The organism is Pseudomonas sp. St316 (genome assembly GCF_018325905.1).
In the GTDB taxonomy this organism is placed as follows: Bacteria; Pseudomonadota; Gammaproteobacteria; order Pseudomonadales; family Pseudomonadaceae; genus Aquipseudomonas.
Map to the genome: position 1 here is coordinate 202,814 of NZ_AP021901.1, position 16,153 is coordinate 218,966.

At 60.8% G+C, this 16,153-nt stretch carries 21 protein-coding genes; 10 read left to right on the forward strand and 11 right to left on the reverse strand.

Annotated elements, in window-relative coordinates:
* Positions 1–86: 86 nt before the first annotated feature.
* From KI237_RS00910 to phoB, 3 genes are all read right to left on the reverse strand, one after another.
* The gene (locus KI237_RS00910; protein ID WP_003177193.1) at positions 87–1,427 is read right to left on the reverse strand and encodes a hemolysin family protein; all 1,341 of its coding nucleotides are present in this window, start codon (positions 1,425–1,427) and stop codon (positions 87–89) included.
* Positions 1,428–1,539: 112 nt separating this feature from the next.
* Positions 1,540–2,826: a phosphate regulon sensor histidine kinase PhoR gene (phoR, locus tag KI237_RS00915; RefSeq protein ID WP_249410770.1), complete on the reverse strand. Its 1,287-nt coding sequence runs from the start codon at positions 2,824–2,826 to the stop codon at positions 1,540–1,542.
* A gap of 81 nt (positions 2,827–2,907) precedes the next feature.
* Complete coding sequence (gene phoB / locus KI237_RS00920; RefSeq protein WP_003177195.1) at positions 2,908–3,597, reverse strand: phosphate regulon transcriptional regulator PhoB; 690 nt, start codon at positions 3,595–3,597, stop codon at positions 2,908–2,910.
* A gap of 152 nt (positions 3,598–3,749) precedes the next feature.
* Between phoB and KI237_RS00925 the strand changes: the two genes are divergently transcribed.
* Complete coding sequence (locus KI237_RS00925) at positions 3,750–4,133, forward strand: COG4315 family predicted lipoprotein (protein ID WP_212798416.1); 384 nt, start codon at positions 3,750–3,752, stop codon at positions 4,131–4,133.
* A 185-nt stretch (positions 4,134–4,318) separates the two neighbouring features.
* Here KI237_RS00925 and ubiA read toward each other — a convergent pair whose 3' ends face one another.
* Both ubiA and KI237_RS00935 read right to left on the reverse strand, forming a co-directional pair.
* Positions 4,319–5,209 (reverse strand): 4-hydroxybenzoate octaprenyltransferase, encoded by an 891-nt coding sequence (gene ubiA / locus KI237_RS00930; RefSeq protein WP_212798417.1) that lies wholly within the window; start codon positions 5,207–5,209, stop codon positions 4,319–4,321.
* The gene (locus KI237_RS00935) at positions 5,209–5,772 is read right to left on the reverse strand and encodes a chorismate--pyruvate lyase family protein (RefSeq protein ID WP_249410682.1); all 564 of its coding nucleotides are present in this window, start codon (positions 5,770–5,772) and stop codon (positions 5,209–5,211) included. Before KI237_RS00935 ends, ubiA begins: the two co-directional genes overlap by 1 nt.
* A gap of 176 nt (positions 5,773–5,948) precedes the next feature.
* On the opposite strand from KI237_RS00935, the gene KI237_RS00940 reads away from it, so the two are divergent.
* The 3 genes from KI237_RS00940 (at position 5,949) to KI237_RS00950 (ending at position 7,756) form a co-directional block, all read left to right on the forward strand.
* Complete coding sequence (locus tag KI237_RS00940; protein WP_003177199.1) at positions 5,949–6,116, forward strand: rubredoxin; 168 nt, start codon at positions 5,949–5,951, stop codon at positions 6,114–6,116.
* Positions 6,117–6,140: 24 nt separating this feature from the next.
* The gene (locus KI237_RS00945; protein WP_212798419.1) at positions 6,141–7,289 is read left to right on the forward strand and encodes an NAD(P)/FAD-dependent oxidoreductase; all 1,149 of its coding nucleotides are present in this window, start codon (positions 6,141–6,143) and stop codon (positions 7,287–7,289) included.
* Between the two features lie 191 nt (positions 7,290–7,480).
* A complete protein-coding gene (locus tag KI237_RS00950) occupies positions 7,481–7,756 on the forward strand; it encodes an HU family DNA-binding protein (RefSeq protein ID WP_024616330.1) in 276 nt (91 codons plus the stop codon).
* A 136-nt stretch (positions 7,757–7,892) separates the two neighbouring features.
* On the opposite strand, the gene KI237_RS00955 is transcribed toward KI237_RS00950, so the two are convergent.
* The gene (locus tag KI237_RS00955; RefSeq protein WP_212798420.1) at positions 7,893–8,984 is read right to left on the reverse strand and encodes an aminopeptidase; all 1,092 of its coding nucleotides are present in this window, start codon (positions 8,982–8,984) and stop codon (positions 7,893–7,895) included.
* Positions 8,985–9,042: 58 nt separating this feature from the next.
* On the opposite strand from KI237_RS00955, the gene KI237_RS00960 reads away from it, so the two are divergent.
* Both KI237_RS00960 and KI237_RS00965 read left to right on the forward strand, forming a co-directional pair.
* On the forward strand, positions 9,043–9,456 hold the full coding sequence (locus tag KI237_RS00960; protein ID WP_212798421.1) for a PA0061/PA0062 family lipoprotein: 414 nt from the start codon (positions 9,043–9,045) through the stop codon (positions 9,454–9,456).
* A gap of 40 nt (positions 9,457–9,496) precedes the next feature.
* The gene (locus tag KI237_RS00965; protein ID WP_212798422.1) at positions 9,497–9,922 is read left to right on the forward strand and encodes a PA0061/PA0062 family lipoprotein; all 426 of its coding nucleotides are present in this window, start codon (positions 9,497–9,499) and stop codon (positions 9,920–9,922) included.
* A 6-nt stretch (positions 9,923–9,928) separates the two neighbouring features.
* On the opposite strand, the gene KI237_RS00970 is transcribed toward KI237_RS00965, so the two are convergent.
* Together KI237_RS00970 and KI237_RS00975 are read right to left on the reverse strand one after the other, a co-directional pair.
* Positions 9,929–10,162 carry a DUF1161 domain-containing protein gene (locus KI237_RS00970; RefSeq protein WP_003196417.1) on the reverse strand — a complete coding sequence of 78 codons (234 nt, stop codon included), beginning with the start codon at positions 10,160–10,162 and terminating at the stop codon, positions 9,929–9,931.
* A 149-nt stretch (positions 10,163–10,311) separates the two neighbouring features.
* Complete coding sequence (locus KI237_RS00975) at positions 10,312–10,743, reverse strand: OsmC family protein (protein WP_003196419.1); 432 nt, start codon at positions 10,741–10,743, stop codon at positions 10,312–10,314.
* A 236-nt stretch (positions 10,744–10,979) separates the two neighbouring features.
* Here KI237_RS00975 and KI237_RS00980 point away from each other — a divergent pair, with 236 nt between their 5' ends.
* Positions 10,980–11,981, forward strand: a complete 1,002-nt coding sequence (locus KI237_RS00980) for an LLM class flavin-dependent oxidoreductase (RefSeq protein WP_212798423.1) — start codon at positions 10,980–10,982, stop codon at positions 11,979–11,981.
* Between the two features lie 54 nt (positions 11,982–12,035).
* On the opposite strand, the gene KI237_RS00985 is transcribed toward KI237_RS00980, so the two are convergent.
* Both KI237_RS00985 and KI237_RS00990 read right to left on the reverse strand, forming a co-directional pair.
* Entirely contained in the window at positions 12,036–12,257 is a 222-nt protein-coding gene (locus tag KI237_RS00985; RefSeq protein WP_212798424.1) for a DUF1161 domain-containing protein, read from the reverse strand.
* A 115-nt stretch (positions 12,258–12,372) separates the two neighbouring features.
* Positions 12,373–12,588, reverse strand: a complete 216-nt coding sequence (locus KI237_RS00990; protein WP_003196424.1) for a dodecin — start codon at positions 12,586–12,588, stop codon at positions 12,373–12,375.
* Between the two features lie 155 nt (positions 12,589–12,743).
* Here KI237_RS00990 and KI237_RS00995 point away from each other — a divergent pair, with 155 nt between their 5' ends.
* Positions 12,744–13,070: an ElaB/YgaM/YqjD family protein gene (locus tag KI237_RS00995; RefSeq protein WP_003196426.1), complete on the forward strand. Its 327-nt coding sequence runs from the start codon at positions 12,744–12,746 to the stop codon at positions 13,068–13,070.
* Here the strand turns inward: KI237_RS00995 and KI237_RS01000 are convergent.
* Entirely contained in the window at positions 13,043–13,960 is a 918-nt protein-coding gene (locus KI237_RS01000; RefSeq protein WP_212798425.1) for a LysR family transcriptional regulator, read from the reverse strand. The genes KI237_RS00995 and KI237_RS01000 overlap by 28 nt on opposite strands.
* A gap of 112 nt (positions 13,961–14,072) precedes the next feature.
* Between KI237_RS01000 and trpB the strand changes: the two genes are divergently transcribed.
* Positions 14,073–15,305: a tryptophan synthase subunit beta gene (gene trpB, locus KI237_RS01005; protein WP_212798426.1), complete on the forward strand. Its 1,233-nt coding sequence runs from the start codon at positions 14,073–14,075 to the stop codon at positions 15,303–15,305.
* On the forward strand, positions 15,305–16,117 hold the full coding sequence (gene trpA, locus KI237_RS01010) for a tryptophan synthase subunit alpha (protein ID WP_212798427.1): 813 nt from the start codon (positions 15,305–15,307) through the stop codon (positions 16,115–16,117). The genes trpB and trpA overlap by 1 nt, the downstream gene beginning before the upstream one ends.
* Positions 16,118–16,153: the final 36 nt, after the last annotated feature.

A 16,153-nucleotide genomic window follows, 5' to 3' on the forward strand; every position in this document is an offset into this window, starting at 1 on the left:
TCGGGCCGCGTTCGGACGATCTGTTGATCTGCCGTGAAAAGATAGCAGCCTCGCTTCGCTCGTCAGCGCCTACAGACGGTTGACACTCAATCGAGCATCAATACCTTCGCCAAAATGATCTTCGGCCCTTTCATCTTCTTGATGATGATCCGCAGGCCTTCGACTTCCAGCACTTCTTCCTCTTCCGGCACACGCTTGAGGGTTTCATAGACCAACCCGGCCAGAGTTTCGGCTTCGACGTGGTCCAGGTCGATGCCCAGCAGGCGCTCGACCTTGAACAGCGGCGTATCACCGCGTACCAGCAGCTTGCCCGGCTGGTAGGCCAGGATGCCGCGTTCGGCCTTGCGGTGTTCGTCCTGGATGTCGCCCACCAGTACTTCCAGCACGTCTTCCATGGTCAGGTAGCCGATGATGTTGCCGTCCGCCTCCTCGACCACGGCGAAGTGCGAGCCGCCCTTGCGGAACTGCTCCAGCAATTGCGACAGCGGCATGTGCCGCGACACGCGCTCCAGCGGCCGGGTCAGTTCGGCCAGGTTGAACGACTCGGGAATGTGATCCAGGGCCGCCAGTTCCAGCAGCAGGTCCTTGATGTGCAGCAGGCCGACGAACTCCTGGCGCTCGCTGTCATACACCGGGTAACGGCTGAACTTGTGGCGACGGAACATCGCCAGGATTTCCTTGAGCGGCGCGTTGAACTCCAGCGTCACCAGGTCTTCCCGGGAGTTGGCCCAGTCCACCACTTCCAGCTCGCCCATTTCCACGGCCGAGGCCAGCACGCGCATGCCTTGGTCGCTCGGGTCCTGGCCACGGCTGGAGTGCAGGATCAGCTTCAGTTCTTCGCGGCTGTAATGGTGTTCGTGATGCGGGCCGGGCTCGCCTTGGCCGGCGATGCGCAGGATGGCGTTGGCGCTGGCATTGAGCAGGTAGATCGCCGGGTACATGGCCCAGTAGAACAGGTACAGCGGCACGGCAGTCCACAGCGACAGCAGCTCGGGTTTGCGAATGGCCCAGGATTTGGGCGCCAGTTCACCAACCACGATGTGCAGGTACGAAATGATGAAGAACGCGGTAAAGAACGACACGCCCTTGATCACTTCCGGCGACTGTACGCCGACCGCGCCCAGCAGCGGCTCGAGGATGTGGGCGAACGCCGGCTCACCGACCCAGCCCAGGCCCAGGGAGGCCAGGGTGATACCCAGCTGGCAGGCCGACAGGTAAGCGTCGAGCTGGCTATGGACGGTGCGCAGGATGTGCCCGCGCCAGCCGTTCTGCTCGGCAATGGCCTCGACCCGGGTCGAGCGCAGCTTGACCATGGCGAATTCGGCCGCAACGAAAAATCCGTTGAGCAAAACCAGGATCAGAGCAAAAAGAATCATGCCGAATTCGGCGAAGAGTGTAACGAGGGACAAGCCAGGGGAAGGGTCCATGATGGAGTTTTGCGGGTTCCGTAAAGTCGTGGAATTAAAAATGAGCGCCTGAAAAGGCAGGCGCAAGTCAGTCAATGTAGCGGCTGGCTCGGCGATTGCCTAGGGGGCGAGCTTAATCAGCGGGGCGGGCGAGGCGTGCGCGAACCACTTGGGTCGGAGCGAAATGGCAGGTAAAGGTGCTGCCATGGCCGGGTACGCTGCTGATTTCCATGCGGGCGCGATGGCGTAGCAGGACGTGTTTGACGATGGCCAGGCCCAGCCCGGTGCCCCCGGTATTGGAGTTGCGGCTGGAGTCGACACGGTAGAAGCGTTCAGTCAGGCGCGGCAGGTGTTTGCTGTCGATGCCAATGCCCGAATCGCGCACGCTCAGGTGCGCGCCTTGCTCATCGCCCCACCAACGCACATGGATCCGGCCTTGTTCCGGCGTGTATTTGACCGCGTTGAACACCAGGTTGGAAAACGCACTGCGCAGTTCCGCTTCGCTGCCTTTGAGCTGCACGGCCGCTTCGGCTTCCAGGGTGATGGTCTGCTGCTTGGAGCCGGACAGTTCCTGCGCGTCTTCGACAATGGTTTGCAGCAGGTCGTCGATGGGCACTGGCTGGTTGTCCGACGGGTAATCGGTGGCTTCCAGCTTCGCCAGCAGCAGCAAGTCGTTGAGCAGGGTCTGCATGCGCCCGCTCTGCTGGTGCATCTGCTGCAGGGCTCGGGTCCAACGCGGGTTCACCTCCTCGACGTTGTCGAGCAGGGTTTCCAGGTAACCGCAGATCACCGTCAACGGCGTGCGCAATTCATGGGAAACGTTGGCGATGAAGTCTTTGCGCATCTGTTCCAACTGGTGGATGCGCGTGACGTCGCGCACCAGCATCAAGTGCTCGTTGTTGCCATAGCGGGTGATGTACAGCTGGATGCGTAGCCGATCATTGGTGGGCGATGGGATCTCCAGCGGCTCGGCGTAACTGGCCTGCTCGAAATACTCCTTGAAGCGCGGATGGCGCACCAGGTTGGTCACCGGCTGGCCGCTGTCCTGTGGCGTCTTGAGGCCCAGCAGGGTTTCGGCGGCGCGGTTCCACCACTCCAGGTTGCCGTCGCTGTCGAGCATGATCACCGCGTCTTTCAGCGCGGCAGTGGACTCCTGGACCCGGTCGATAACGGCCTGCAGGCGCCCGCGAACGCGCTGGTCGCGCCGTTGCAGGTGGTAGATGCTGTCAAACACCTCACCCCACAGGCCGTAGCCGTCGGGCGGTGCTTCGTCGGGTTGGTGCAGGCGCAGCCATTCATGCAGGCGCAGCAATTGCTTGAGTGTCCAGGCCAGGTAAAGCCCCAGGCCCGCAGCCAGGCTCCAACCGTAATAACCACTGATCAGGCCGATCAGCAAACAGCCGGTCACCAGCAACAACATGTGGCGAATCAGGGTGCCATGCCAGTTTTGGTTCACGTGACGCGCGTCCTTGTCAGCTTTGTCGGGCGGTAAGGGCTCGGATCAGGCCTTTGTCGAAAAACGATAACCGGTGCCGCGCACGGTTTGTACCAGATTTTCATAGGCATCGCCGAGGGCCTTGCGCAGGCGCCGGATGTGCACGTCCACGGTGCGTTCCTCGACATAGACGTTGCCGCCCCAGACCTGGTCCAGCAGTTGTCCGCGGGTGTAGGCACGTTCCTGGTGAGTCATGAAGAATTGCAGCAGGCGGTATTCGGTCGGGCCCATCTCGGCGGGTTTGCCGTCGATGGTCACGCGGTGGCTGATCGGGTCGAGCAGCAAGCCACCGACTTCGATAGGGGCTTCGCCATCGGTCGGCCCGGCGCGCCGCAGCACGGCCTTAAGGCGCGCCACCAGCTCCCGTGGGGAAAACGGCTTGGTGATGTAGTCGTCGGCGCCGACTTCCAGGCCCTGGATCTTGTTGTCCTCTTCGCCCTTGGCGGTGAGCATGATGATTGGAATATCACCGGTCAGCTCGTCGCGCTTGAGGCGCCGCGCCAGTTCAATGCCTGATGTGCCGGGCAGCATCCAGTCCAGCAGGATCAGGTCGGGCTTGCGGTCGACGATGATGGCGTGGGCCTGTTGAGAGTTTTCTGCTTCCATGCAGTCATAGCCGGCCATCTCCAACGCAACGGCGATCATCTCGCGGATGGGCGCCTCGTCGTCGACGATCAGAATGCTCCTGCCAACCATGGGGTAATCCTCTTGTCATTTAACTGTCTTGCGCCGCATTAGATAACGGAATTATTGCAGTCGTGTGACAGTTATTTCGTTGGCCGGCAGCGTGGGGGATTCTGGACTAAGCTTTTCAGTCCGAATCCTGACAACCACAAAAGAAGGTTTCCATGAATTACTTCACCCAATCCATCCATGCACTGGCGGTAACGGCGGCCCTGGCGCTACCAGCGTTGGCGTTCGCGGCGGAGCCGGCGATGAAAAAAGACGGCATGTGGACTGATCACCAAGCGATGACGTTGTACACGTTTGCCAAAGACTCGAGCACCAAGTCGATGTGCAACGACAAATGTGCGGTCAACTGGCCCCCGCTCATGGCTGAAGACGGCGCCAAGCCCGAGGGCAAATGGACCATCATCGACCGCGAAGACGGTAAGAAGCAGTGGGCCTACGATGGCAAGCCGCTGTACACCTTCGTCATGGACAAAAAGGCCGGAGACATGACCGGTGACGGCAAAATGGACGGTGCCTGGAAAGTCGCCAAGCCCGATTGACAGGGGTCACAGATCATCTGTGGCGAGGGGACCCATGTGGGAGCAAGGCTTGCCCGCGATGAAGGCGCTGCGGTCTTTCAGGAATCGAGGCGCCTGTTTCGCGAGCAAGCTTTGCTCCCACAGCAAGCGGGGATGAATCCCCTCGCCACAAGACCACAAGATTGCTGGTGGCCAGTCGATCAGCCTCAGCGCAACGCGTAATCCAGCACGATCCCCACAAAAATCGCCAACCCGGCCCAGTGGTTGTGCAGGAATGCCTGGAAACAGCGCATTCGGTCCCGGCCACGGGTGTACCAGAACTCCCAGGCGAAGCACCCGGCAGCGGCCACCAGCCCCAGGTGGAACCAGCCGCCGAGTTGGAATTTCGACCCGGCCAACAGCAGGCAGACCAAGGCCAGGCCTTGCAGCGTCAGGATGATCGCCCGGTCGGCATCGCCAAACAGGATCGCCGTGGACTTCACGCCAATGCGCAGGTCATCGTCCCGGTCGGTCATCGCGTAATAGGTGTCGTAGCCCACCGTCCACAGCAGGTTGGCGATGTACAGCAACCAGGCGGCCGCCGGCAGATGACCGGTTTGGGCGGTGAACGCCATCGGCATGCCCCAGGAAAACGCCGCGCCCAGCACCACTTGCGGGTAGTAGGTATAGCGCTTCATGAACGGGTAACTGAACGCCAGCGCCAGGCCACCGAGGGACAGCAGGATGGTCGGTGCATTGGTGCACAGCACCAGCAGGAAGCTCACGCTCATCAGCACGGCGAAGAACACCAGTGCCTCTTTTGAACTGATCTTGCCGCTCACCAGTGGGCGCTGCTCGGTGCGCTTGACGTGGCCGTCCACCTTGCGGTCGGCCCAGTCATTGATCACGCAGCCGCCAGCGCGGGTCAGTACCACGCCGAGGACGAAGATCACCACGTTGGCGATGGACGGCGAGCCTTCACCGGCAATCCACAACGCCCACAACGTCGGCCACAGCAGCAGGTAGATGCCGATGGGCTTGTCCATGCGGGTCAGTTGCACGAAGTCCCAGGCCCGTGGGTTCAGGCGATTCAAGGATTTGAGCAGTTGCACGTACATCAGCAATTCTCCGAATAGGCGCGGGCGACGGTCCACAGGCGCGGCAGGAAAATTTCCGCCACCAGTACGCTCAACGCGCCGCGATCGAAACGTGAACGGCGACCCCACAGCCCGCTGGCGCGCACTTCTTCCGGTAACCCGGCGTCGGGGTAATGGCAAACTTCGATGGCTCGGCGCTGGAACGCCTGGTCGCAAAACAGCAACTCCCCAAGGGAACGGCTGCCCAGTTCGTCCATCTGCAAGCCGTCACCCTGCAAGGCGCTGCGCGCCGCCACACTGCGGGCGAACACCCACGGCTGGTCATGGCCGCGCAGATACACCTCGCGTACCCAGCCCTCGCTGTCCTCGGTCAGGTCCAGGGCGGCGCATTCGTCGGCGCGCAATGGCTGCCAGCCTTCGAACAACGGCGTCACGCTGAAATGGCCGTTCGACAGGAGCGTGAGGCGCCGGGTCAGGGAGCCTTCGTCGAACAGCCAGTCAAGCACGCCCGCATCGGGGCGGGGCGACAGCAGGTGCTGGGGCAGCCATTGGAGTGTAGGAAATATCGAATTTGTATGCGGCACAGAGGTCTTGAATGGCAGCAAATGAGGGCGCGAGCTTACCATGTCGGTCGGTGATTTTGACTGGCCGGGCCTGCCGCCTCGCCGATCATGCTTGCATCTGTCGCAACCGATCAGTACAAAACGGCCCTGAGCCGGAAAATACCGGCCAACGCCTGACATCTTGAGGAAGTAACGGAATGAAGAAGTGGCAATGTATCGTTTGCGGCCTGATCTACAACGAAGCTGACGGCTGGCCTGACGATGGCATCGCGCCCGGCACTCGCTGGGAGGACGTACCGGCAGACTGGCTGTGCCCGGACTGTGGTGTCGGCAAAATGGATTTCGAAATGATCGAAATCAACTGATCGTTTCATCAAATGGAGAGCAACATGAGTGCACCTGTCGTTATCGTCGGTACTGGGCTGGCCGGTTATAACCTGGCCCGGGAGTTTCGCAAGCTCGACAGCGAAACCCCGTTGCTGCTGATCACCGCGGACGACGGTCGCTCGTATTCCAAGCCGATGCTCTCCACCGGCTTTGGCAAGAACAAGGACGCTGACGGCCTGAGCATGGCCGAGCCGGGGGCCATGGCCGAGCAACTCAAGGCCCAAGTGCGTACCCATACCCGCATCAGCGGCATCGATCCGGGCCACAAACGACTGTGGATCGGCGAGGAGGCGGTGAACTACCGCGACCTGATCCTGGCCTGGGGCGCCGAAACCGTACGCGTGCCGGTACAGGGCGATGCGGCGGACCTGATCTTTCCCATCAATGACCTGGAGGACTACGCACGCTTCAGGGCTGCGGCAGCCGGCAAGCGCCGGGTATTGCTGCTGGGGGCCGGGCTGATTGGCTGTGAGTTCGCCAACGACCTGAGCCTGGGTGGCTACGAAGTACAGCTGGTGGCGCCGTGCGAGCAAGTCATGCCGACGCTGCTGCACCCGGCCGCTGCGGCAGCGGTCCAGGCCGGGCTGGAAAGCCTCGGTGCGCGCTTCCACCTGGGTCCTGTGCTCAACCGCTTGCAGAAGGTCGCCGACGGGCTGGAGGCGCACCTGTCCGACGGCCAGGTGATTGCCTGCGATCTGGTGGTCTCGGCCATTGGCCTGCGCCCGCGCATCGACTTGGCCGCCGCGGCCGGCCTGGTGGTCAACCGTGGCGTCGTGGTCGACCGTCACCTGAAAACCTCCCACGCCAACATCTACGCCCTGGGCGACTGCGCCGAGGTCGACGGCTTGAACCTGCTGTATGTCATGCCGCTGATGAGCTGCGCCCGGGCCCTGGCACAGACCCTGGCCGGCAACCCGACGGCCGTCAGCTACGGCGCCATGCCGATTACCGTAAAAACCCCGGTGTGCCCACTGGTGGTGTCGCCACCGCCGCGAGGCAGCGAGGGCGTGTGGAGCGTCGAAGGACAGGGCGCGGACATCAAGGCGCTGTGTCGCGACGCTCAAGGCAATCTGCTGGGCTACGCCCTGACAGGCACAGCGGTGATGGAGAAACTGGCACTGAACAAGGAACTTCCACCCCTGCTGGCGTAAATACTGGTCGTTCTGTCGCAAAAACCCTACTTTTGGTCCCACAAAGGTCGCCCGGACACTGGCGCCGTTTTCGGCACCGTGCCATCCTCACTCCCGTCTGCCGCAGAGTAGAGCCTGCGGCGCCTTAGGGGCCGTTCCAAAGAGAACGGCACGGACATAACAACAAAAAAACCGTCAAAGGGGCTTCATTCATGCGTAAACCAGACCTCGCCGCCGCCATCGCGGAAAAAGCAGACCTCACCAAAGAACAAGCCAACCGCGTCCTCAACGCCGTCCTCGAAGAAATCACCGGCGCCCTGCACCGCAAGGACAGCGTCACCTTGGTGGGCTTCGGCACTTTCCTGCAACGGCACCGCGGCGCCCGCACTGGCAAAAACCCACAGACCGGCGAGCCGGTGAAGATCAAGGCCAGCAACACCGTTGCCTTCAAACCAGGCAAGTTCTTGAAAGACAGCGTCAACCCGTAATTGCTGCGAGTACCTCAGCCAGGGGGAAGAAAGCGGCAATCAAAGGGGCATACCGATGAATCGGTATGCCCCTTTTTTGTGCTGGCCGTGGCGAGGCCTTCAATGTGGGAGCGAGCCTGCTCGCGATGACGTCCGCCTATCCAGCAGGCCTCTTCGGCTGCGCCAATACCTTCAAGGCCGCCTTGCGTTCGTCGATCGGCAATTTGCCGAGCTTTTCCACCTCCGCGTAAAACCCGAGCCAGTCCCCGCCCTCCCGCCGGAACAGCGCCGCAAACGCCGGCACCCACTGGTCATACAGCCCGAACGGCAGCAACCGCGCATTGTTCAGTGGGGCATAGACCCAGGCATCGTAGCGTTTGTCGCCGGCCCATTGAGTGTCGCGCAACTGCCCATAGTCGGTGCGCAGGCGTTCGAATTCCTTTGCTTTGCGCTGACGCATCTGTTCGGTCGGCAGGGGTTGGGTGTAGAGCTTCTCCAGGCGCTGGCGGGTGTCGAGGATCAATTGGATGAATTGATCGCGCTGGCGTACCTGCTTGCCGTTATCCGGTGCCAGCCCGCGACTGGCGCGCCATTGCCGGGTGCCTTCCTGCTCGACGAAGGTGGCGAAAGACTCATTGAATTCGGTGTCGTCCTTTACATAAAAGCGCTGGTGCGCCAGTTCATGAAAGATCAGCGTCGCCAGGCGTTCGTCGCCCCAATGCATCATCGAACTCAGGATTGGATCGTTGAACCAGCCCAGCGTCGAATAGGCCTCTACACCGCCAATCGACACGTCCATGCCCTGCAAGCGCTGCAACGCCGCCTCGCCTCGGGCGGCGCCCTGGCTGTAATAACCGCGATAAGCCACGCAACCGGCAATGGGGAAACAATGATTGTGCGGCGCCAGGGAAAACTCTGGCGTGGCGAAGACATTCCAGACTACGAACGGCCGGCCAATGTCCGCATACAGGCGATAGCTTTGATTGTCCGGTAGATGCAGCTGATCACTGGCAAACGCCCGTGCTTCGCGCGCCTGGGCCAGGTGCACCTTCAGTTGGGCATCGCGAGCAGGGTCGGCAATGACCTGGTCGATAGGCTCCCGGGCCTGCAACAACCGCAGTTGCCCGCCGACGAGCTGGCTGTAGTAACCGGCGCTTGTGCAACCGTTGAGTAACAAAAGCAGGAGGCCTGGAAACAAAATCCGGAAAACACGGTCGAGTAACCGATGGCTTGAACGCGGCCTGATCAATTGGAATCACCCTGGGAAGTCTGCCCACAAGACTATCTCGCTTGCCTGGAGCTTCGCTATGCGTGTGTTGATGCTGACGAGCGGCCTGTTGCTGCTGACCGGCTGCGCCGGTTTGCCTGATCCTGATCCCTCCCAAGCGTGGATTGACCTGGGAAACCAACAGGACACCGCGCTTCAAGCGCTAGAAGTCGATGACAAGACGTCCATCGACCGGCGCTATTTCGAAGTGCAACCCGGTAGCCATGAACTGACGGTGCGTTATCAATTTGCCGTCGAACCGGGCAACATCGGCCCGGATGCCGAGCCGCTGTGGCGTGATTGCCGGTTGAACGTGAAATTCAAGGACTTCAACGCGGGCCAACGTTACCAGTTGCAGGCCGGCAGCATCGGTTTCCGGCCATGGGCCAAGCTTTACGACCAGCAACGCAAAGTGGTGGGGCAAGGTACGTCGGCGGGCTGCCAACAAACTTGATTAGCGCTATGCTCAATGCCTGATTTTCAGGAAACTCACCATGCGCTTACCTCTGCTGTTACTGGCCCTGGTCTCCATGAGCGGTTGTGCAACGAGCCCGTTGCCTCAGGTCGACCCGAGCATGGCGTGGGTCGATTTCGCTACCCCCATGCCGGGCGGCAAAATGCTGATGGCTGAGGGGCTGGATGGCCAGCGATTGCGAGACGGACGGTTCTTTCAGGTTTCGCCGGGCAGCCACGAACTGAAAGTGCGCTTCGACTTCGAGGTGTTTAGCGGTGGTGGGTTGGGTATGCAAGCCGAACCGCAGGAGCGACTGTGCTACATGCTCGTGCGTTATGACCATTTCGAGGCCGGTCAACGCTATCGACTGGAGGCTCGCAACCTGGCGTTCACGCCCAGCGCCCGGCTCTATGATGCCAAGCGTCAAATCGTGGCCGAAGAGCGACAAGTCAATTGCGTCCCATAGAGCGTCCTAGCGGTCGTTCTTCTGGTAGATGATTTTCTTCGTGCCGTTTTCGCAAGTGCCCACCACCATGTTCTGGTCGTGGACTTCGTCGTTGGTGACGATTTCCAACGTGTAGGACGACACGTTATTGGCCTGGATCTTCGCTTCGATTTCCGCTTTCAGCTCTTCGCAGGATTTGGGGGCGGCAAGGGCTGATGCAGCGAATGCGCAACCGATGACCACCAGGGCTGATCGTTTCATGTTCGAATTCCTCATGGCAGCGCGCACTGCCTGTGCGCTGAAACTGCAGGCTTCATTCGATCATAATTGCGCCAGGGTAAACAGCTCGACCGTACTCAAGAAATCGCAGCCCTCGGCAACGCCTGCGAAGGCTGCGACCCTTTCATGCGTCAGTTCACCAACGTCGCATCCAGGGTGATCTGGGCGTTCAGTACCTTGGAAACCGGGCACCCTTCCTTGGCCTTCTTGCTCAGTTCGTCGAATTGCGCCTGGCTGGCGCCGGGGATTTTCGCCTTGAGCACCAACTTGACTGCTGTGATCGCGAAACCGCCATCGACCTGGTCCAGGGTCACTTCAGCGTTGGTGTCGATGCTGTCGGCCTTGAGCCCGGCATCGCCGAGGATCATCGAAAAGGCCATGGAAAAGCAGCCGGCATGAGCTGCGCCGATCAATTCCTCTGGGTTGGTGCCCTTGCCGCCTTCAAAGCGCGCCTTGAAGCCGTAGGGCGCTTCGCGCAGCACACCGGTTTCCGTGGAGATGGAGCCGATACCGGTTTTCAGGTCACCTTCCCAATGAGCCGATGCTTTCTTGATGATAGCCATGTCTGCCTCCTGAAGATCCGGCGCGAGAGACGCGCCTGGTGTTTTTTAATTGTCTGGATTGTGAGGATAGACCGCCCGGAAAAGTTCACCTTGTCGATTAGCCGACGAATTTAGTAGGAAAATTCTTCGCAGCTATTGAAACTCGGGTATATGCCCACATTGCATGGAACACACCTTTAGAAACGGCAGGCTTTTGCCCTCGGGAAAGCCCGGAACGCCGTTGGAGATCCCGGCCCATGAAACAGCTGTCCGAAGTGAAATTCTCAACCCTCGACCTGGTGCCTGTGCGCGCCGATGGCAATGCCGCCCAGTCCTTGCGCAATTCGCTGGACCTGGCGCAGCACGTGGAAAAATACGGCTACACCCGTTTCTGGGTGGCCGAGCACCACAACATGGATGGCATCGCCAGTTCTGCGACGGCGGTGTTGCTGGGTTATTTGGCGGGGGGGACTTCGACCATTCGTGTCGGCTCCGGCGGTGTCATGTTGCCCAATCACGCGCCGTTGATCATTGCCGAACAGTTCGGCACGCTGGAAAGCCTCTACCCGGGGCGAATCGACCTGGGGTTGGGGCGTGCGCCAGGTTCCGACCAGATGACGGCCCGGGCGCTGCGTCGCGAGCGTTCCGGTAGTGCGGACGATTTCCCCGAAGACGTGGCCGAGCTGATGCGCTATCTGGGCCCGCGCACCCCTGACCAACGCATCATCGCCATGCCCGGCACCGGCACCAACGTGCCGGTATGGTTGCTGGGGTCGAGCCTGTTCAGTGCGCAATTGGCCGGTGAGCGCGGTTTGCCCTACGCGTTCGCGTCCCATTTCGCTCCGCGCTACATGCACGAAGCCATTCGCATCTACCGCAACCATTTCAAGCCGTCGGCAGTGCTCGACAAGCCTTATGTGATGCTCGGCGTGCCGCTGGTCGCAGCCGACACCGATGAACAGGCCGATTACCTGGCGACGTCGGTGTACCAGCGGATCCTGGCGCTGATGCGCGGCCAGAGCCTGGTGCAGCGTCCGCCGGTCGAAACCATGAACGGCCTCTGGTTGCCCCATGAAAAAGAGGCGGTAGGCGATTTCCTTGGCCTGGCCATGGTCGGCAGCCCGCAGAAGATTCGCGCCAAGCTGCAAGTGCTGATCGAGCAAACCCAGGCCGATGAGCTGATTTTCACCAGTGACCTGTACGAGCATGCCGATCGCTTGCACTCCTACGAGTTGCTGGCGCAGGTCATGAAAGGCTGAATGACGCGCATAAAAAAGCCGACGCATTGCGTCGGCTTTGACGTTCGAAAAGAATCACTTTTTATAGACGATTTCTTTCGTACCGCCTTCACAGGTGCCTACGACTTTTCCGTCAGACGCTGCGCCTTTATCGACGATTTCCAGCGAATAACCTGACACGCCCTTGCCATCCAGCTTCGCTGCGATTTCGCTTTTCAGTTCTTCGCAGGGTTTGCCGGCCGCAAACGCACCACCGGCAAGGCTTAGCAAACCCAGGGCTACCATCAACTTTTTCATCGCTCGCACTCCTTGGTCGGATCAAATAGGGCAGGTATTGGTAAAACAGAATGCGCATACCATAGCGCATCGCCATTCCCTATGGCACTCCGCCAGCGTGCAAGTTCATCGATCCTCAGCTATTCACGATTCTGAACCCGACTTTGAGGGTGACCTGAAAGTGCGCGGCCCGGCCGTTTTCGATGTGTCCGCGGGTTTCCGTGACTTCGAACCACTCCAAGTGCTTGAGGCTTTTGCTGGCCTCGGCCAGGGCGTTATTGATGGCGTCTTCAATGCTGGTGGGAGACGAGCCGACCAGCTCGACTTTTTTGTAAGTGTGATGATCACTCATGAGGTTCTCCTTGGTTGTTTTTAACAGCCTAGCAGCGATTTTTCGTCATACGTGTGTCGCCGTTTGCGCGCTGAAGTTCAGATTTACTGCACTTTCAGAAACGACCGGAGTCCCAATTCACACACGCCACTCAACCACTGCAGGAGAGAGCCACCATGGCCAGCAATTCGTTACGCAAAGCCTCGTTGCAAAGCATGGAAGCGGAGATCGAGAGTCTGCTCAAGTCGTTGGAAAGCCTGAAGGACGATGCTTCGGACGAGTCGCGTAAGACCCTCAAGTCGCTCAAGGCCAATGCCGAGAACGCCCTGAAGCATTCTCGTCATCTGCTCAGCGACGCGTATGAAGAGGTCAAGGTGAAAACCCGTGAAACCGGGATCGCCACACGCGACTACGCGCAGGAGCACCCATGGACCACGGCCGGCGTTGCGGTCGGTGCGCTGGGTTTGCTGGCGGCTTACTTGCTGTGCAAACGCGGAGACTGAGTCGGTTGGCTCAGCTCATGCCTGAGCCACTGGGCCAGTTGCCGAGCGCGTCCGTCTGCGGCGCGCTTGGGTAGCCACAACGCCAGGCGCGCCGCCGTTTCATCGAAACCCCACGGCGCGACCAGGCGACCGGCGCGCACGTCCTCAGCCACCAGCGGCTCGGGCGCGATCGCCACGCCGAGCCCCGCTACGGCGGCCTCCAGCAAATAATACAAATGCTCGAATCCTTGCCCGAACTTCAATGCCCGGGGATCAAGGTCGTTTTGTTGTGCCCAGGTCGGCCAGGCCTGTGGGCGGGAGGTGGTGTGCAGCAACGATTCGTCCAGCAGCGCGCTGGCCGATGCGGCCTGCAAGCGGGCGAATCCGGCGTAGTGCGGGCTCATCACGGGGCCGATCCGCTCGCTCACCAGTTCATACACCTGCATGTCGGCCGGCCAGGGTGGTTCGGCGAATACCAGCAAGGCGTCCAGCCCCGGTCGCCTGGGGTCCAGGTCGCCCTCGCCGGCGGACAGGTGCAGGCGCAAATCCGGCAGGTCGGCATTGAGCCTACCCAGGCGGGGAATAAACCAGCGTGCCAGTAAGCTTCCCGAGCAGCCCAGGACGAACGGGGCATCGGCCGTACTTTGCGTCAGTTCCGCGCACACGCTGCGTAACCGTTCGAACGCGTCAGTGCTGGCATCACGCAGGCGCATGCCGGCATCTGTGAGTTTCAGGCCGCGCCCGTCCTTGATGAACAGGCTGATGCCTAAATGCTCTTCCAGTACCTTCAACTGTCGACTTACAGCGCCATGGGTGACGTGCAGCTGTTCGGCCGCCTGGCTTACGCTGTTCAGGCGGGCGGTGGCCTCGAAGGCGCGCAAGGCATTGAGGGGGGGAAGGTCGTGGCTCATGTTATCTGTGAGTTTTTCTGACAGGTTGTGGCGATCTTATCGGTTTTCAGTCGGGGATGTCAGGGGTAGAGTGAACCTCATTGTCTTTCAACGCATTTGCTTGGAGCGCCCGATGACCCAGTCCACGACCCCTTTCAACCTGCGCAGCGGTCCCGATGCCAACGGCCTGTTCGGGGCGTTCGGTGGCCGCTATGTGGCCGAAACCCTGATGCCGCTGATCCTTGATCTGGCCCGCGAATACGAAGTGGCGAAGGAAGATCCGGCGTTCCTGAAGGAATTGGCCTACTTCCAGCGTGACTACGTCGGACGTCCGAGCCCGCTCTACTTCGCCGAGCGCCTGACCGAATACTGTGGCGGCGCCAAGATCTATCTCAAGCGTGAAGAGCTGAACCACACCGGCGCGCACAAGATCAACAACTGCATCGGCCAGATCCTGCTGGCGCGGCGCATGGGCAAGAAACGCATCATCGCCGAGACTGGCGCCGGCATGCACGGTGTGGCCACCGCCACCGTGGCCGCGCGTTTTGGCCTCGACTGCGTGATCTACATGGGCACCACTGACATCGAGCGCCAGCAGGCCAACGTATTTCGCATGAAGCTGCTGGGCGCTGAAGTGATCCCGGTGGTCGCTGGCACCGGCACCCTGAAAGATGCAATGAACGAGGCCCTGCGCGACTGGGTCACCAACGTCGACAGCACGTTCTACCTGATCGGCACCGTGGCTGGCCCGCATCCGTATCCGGCGATGGTGCGCGACTTCCAGGCCGTGATCGGCAAGGAAACCCGCGATCAACTGCAAGCCCAGGAAGGTCGCCTGCCGGACAGCCTGGTGGCGTGCATCGGCGGCGGCTCCAACGCCATGGGCCTGTTCCACCCGTTCCTGGACGACAAGAGTGTCGAGATCATCGGCGTCGAAGCCGCCGGTTATGGCATCGAGACCGGTAAGCATGCGGCGAGCCTGAACGGCGGCGTCCCCGGTGTACTGCACGGCAACCGCACCTTCCTGTTGCAGGACGACGACGGTCAGATCATCGACGCCCATTCGATTTCCGCAGGTCTCGACTACCCCGGTATCGGTCCGGAACACGCCTGGTTGCACGACATTGGCCGCGTCCAGTACACCTCGGTGACCGACGCCGAAGCCCTGGAAGCCTTTCACAAATGCTGCCGACTGGAAGGGATCATTCCCGCATTGGAAAGCGCCCATGCCCTGGCCGAAGTGTTCAAACGCGCACCCAACCTGCCGAAAGATCACCTGATGGTGGTCAACCTGTCCGGCCGTGGCGACAAAGACATGCAAACCGTTATGCACCATATGGAACAGTCCCAGCAGGAGAAACACTGATGAGCCGCCTGCAAACCCGTTTTGCCGAACTCAAGGAACAGAACCGCGCCGCCCTGGTGACTTTCGTCACGGCTGGTGACCCGGACTACGACACGTCGTTGGCAATCCTCAAGGGCCTGCCAGCGGCCGGTGCCGATGTAATTGAGCTGGGCATGCCGTTCACCGATCCGATGGCCGACGGCCCGGCGATCCAGTTGGCGAATATTCGTGCCTTGGGTGCCCAGCAGAACCTGGCGAAAACGCTGCAGATGGTTCGTGAGTTCCGCGAAGACAACAGCGAGACACCGCTGGTGCTGATGGGGTACTTCAACCCGATCCACCGTTACGGCGTGCAGCGTTTCATTGGCGAGGCGCTGGAATCTGGCGTGGATGGCCTGATCGTTGTGGACATGCCGCCCGAGCACAACAGCGAACTGTGCGAACCGGCCCAGACAGCTGGCCTGGACTTTATCCGCCTGACCACGCCAACCACCGATGACGTGCGTTTGCCGACGGTGCTCAATGGCAGTTCGGGTTTTGTGTATTACGTGTCGGTAGCGGGTGTGACCGGTGCCGGTGCCGCGACGCTGGAGCACGTGGAAGAAGCCGTGGCGCGCTTGCGTCGCCACACCGATTTGCCGATCAGCATTGGTTTCGGTATTCGTACGCCGGAGCAGGCGGCGGCCATCGCACGATTGGCTGATGGGGTGGTGGTCGGCTCGGCGCTGATCGACCATATCGCCAATGCCGATACGTCGGAGCAGGCGATTGATGGTGTGTTGAGCTTGTGTGCCGCCCTGGCTGACGGTGTGCGCAAAGCGCGTGTCAGCTGATTGTTGATTCGACTCGCCACGAAAAAAGGGGTTCGG

What these genes read in the sequence shown, in the direction of transcription:
- KI237_RS00995 (WP_003196426.1), top strand. Translation starts at nt 12,744, where the DNA reads ATGGCCAGCAATTCGTTACGCAAAGCCTCGTTGCAAAGCATGGAAGCG.
- KI237_RS00945 (WP_212798419.1), top strand. Translation starts at nt 6,141, where the DNA reads ATGAGTGCACCTGTCGTTATCGTCGGTACTGGGCTGGCCGGTTATAAC.
- KI237_RS00965 (WP_212798422.1), top strand. Translation starts at nt 9,497, where the DNA reads ATGCGCTTACCTCTGCTGTTACTGGCCCTGGTCTCCATGAGCGGTTGT.
- phoB (WP_003177195.1), bottom strand. Translation starts at nt 3,597, where the DNA reads ATGGTTGGCAGGAGCATTCTGATCGTCGACGACGAGGCGCCCATCCGC.
- KI237_RS00980 (WP_212798423.1), top strand. Translation starts at nt 10,980, where the DNA reads ATGAAACAGCTGTCCGAAGTGAAATTCTCAACCCTCGACCTGGTGCCT.
- KI237_RS01000 (WP_212798425.1), bottom strand. Translation starts at nt 13,960, where the DNA reads ATGAGCCACGACCTTCCCCCCCTCAATGCCTTGCGCGCCTTCGAGGCC.
- KI237_RS00960 (WP_212798421.1), top strand. Translation starts at nt 9,043, where the DNA reads ATGCGTGTGTTGATGCTGACGAGCGGCCTGTTGCTGCTGACCGGCTGC.
- phoR (WP_249410770.1), bottom strand. Translation starts at nt 2,826, where the DNA reads ATGTTGTTGCTGGTGACCGGCTGTTTGCTGATCGGCCTGATCAGTGGT.
- trpA (WP_212798427.1), top strand. Translation starts at nt 15,305, where the DNA reads ATGAGCCGCCTGCAAACCCGTTTTGCCGAACTCAAGGAACAGAACCGC.
- KI237_RS00985 (WP_212798424.1), bottom strand. Translation starts at nt 12,257, where the DNA reads ATGAAAAAGTTGATGGTAGCCCTGGGTTTGCTAAGCCTTGCCGGTGGT.
- KI237_RS00975 (WP_003196419.1), bottom strand. Translation starts at nt 10,743, where the DNA reads ATGGCTATCATCAAGAAAGCATCGGCTCATTGGGAAGGTGACCTGAAA.
- ubiA (WP_212798417.1), bottom strand. Translation starts at nt 5,209, where the DNA reads ATGTACGTGCAACTGCTCAAATCCTTGAATCGCCTGAACCCACGGGCC.
- KI237_RS00990 (WP_003196424.1), bottom strand. Translation starts at nt 12,588, where the DNA reads ATGAGTGATCATCACACTTACAAAAAAGTCGAGCTGGTCGGCTCGTCT.
- KI237_RS00940 (WP_003177199.1), top strand. Translation starts at nt 5,949, where the DNA reads ATGAAGAAGTGGCAATGTATCGTTTGCGGCCTGATCTACAACGAAGCT.
- KI237_RS00925 (WP_212798416.1), top strand. Translation starts at nt 3,750, where the DNA reads ATGAATTACTTCACCCAATCCATCCATGCACTGGCGGTAACGGCGGCC.
- trpB (WP_212798426.1), top strand. Translation starts at nt 14,073, where the DNA reads ATGACCCAGTCCACGACCCCTTTCAACCTGCGCAGCGGTCCCGATGCC.
- KI237_RS00970 (WP_003196417.1), bottom strand. Translation starts at nt 10,162, where the DNA reads ATGAAACGATCAGCCCTGGTGGTCATCGGTTGCGCATTCGCTGCATCA.
- KI237_RS00910 (WP_003177193.1), bottom strand. Translation starts at nt 1,427, where the DNA reads ATGGACCCTTCCCCTGGCTTGTCCCTCGTTACACTCTTCGCCGAATTC.
- KI237_RS00950 (WP_024616330.1), top strand. Translation starts at nt 7,481, where the DNA reads ATGCGTAAACCAGACCTCGCCGCCGCCATCGCGGAAAAAGCAGACCTC.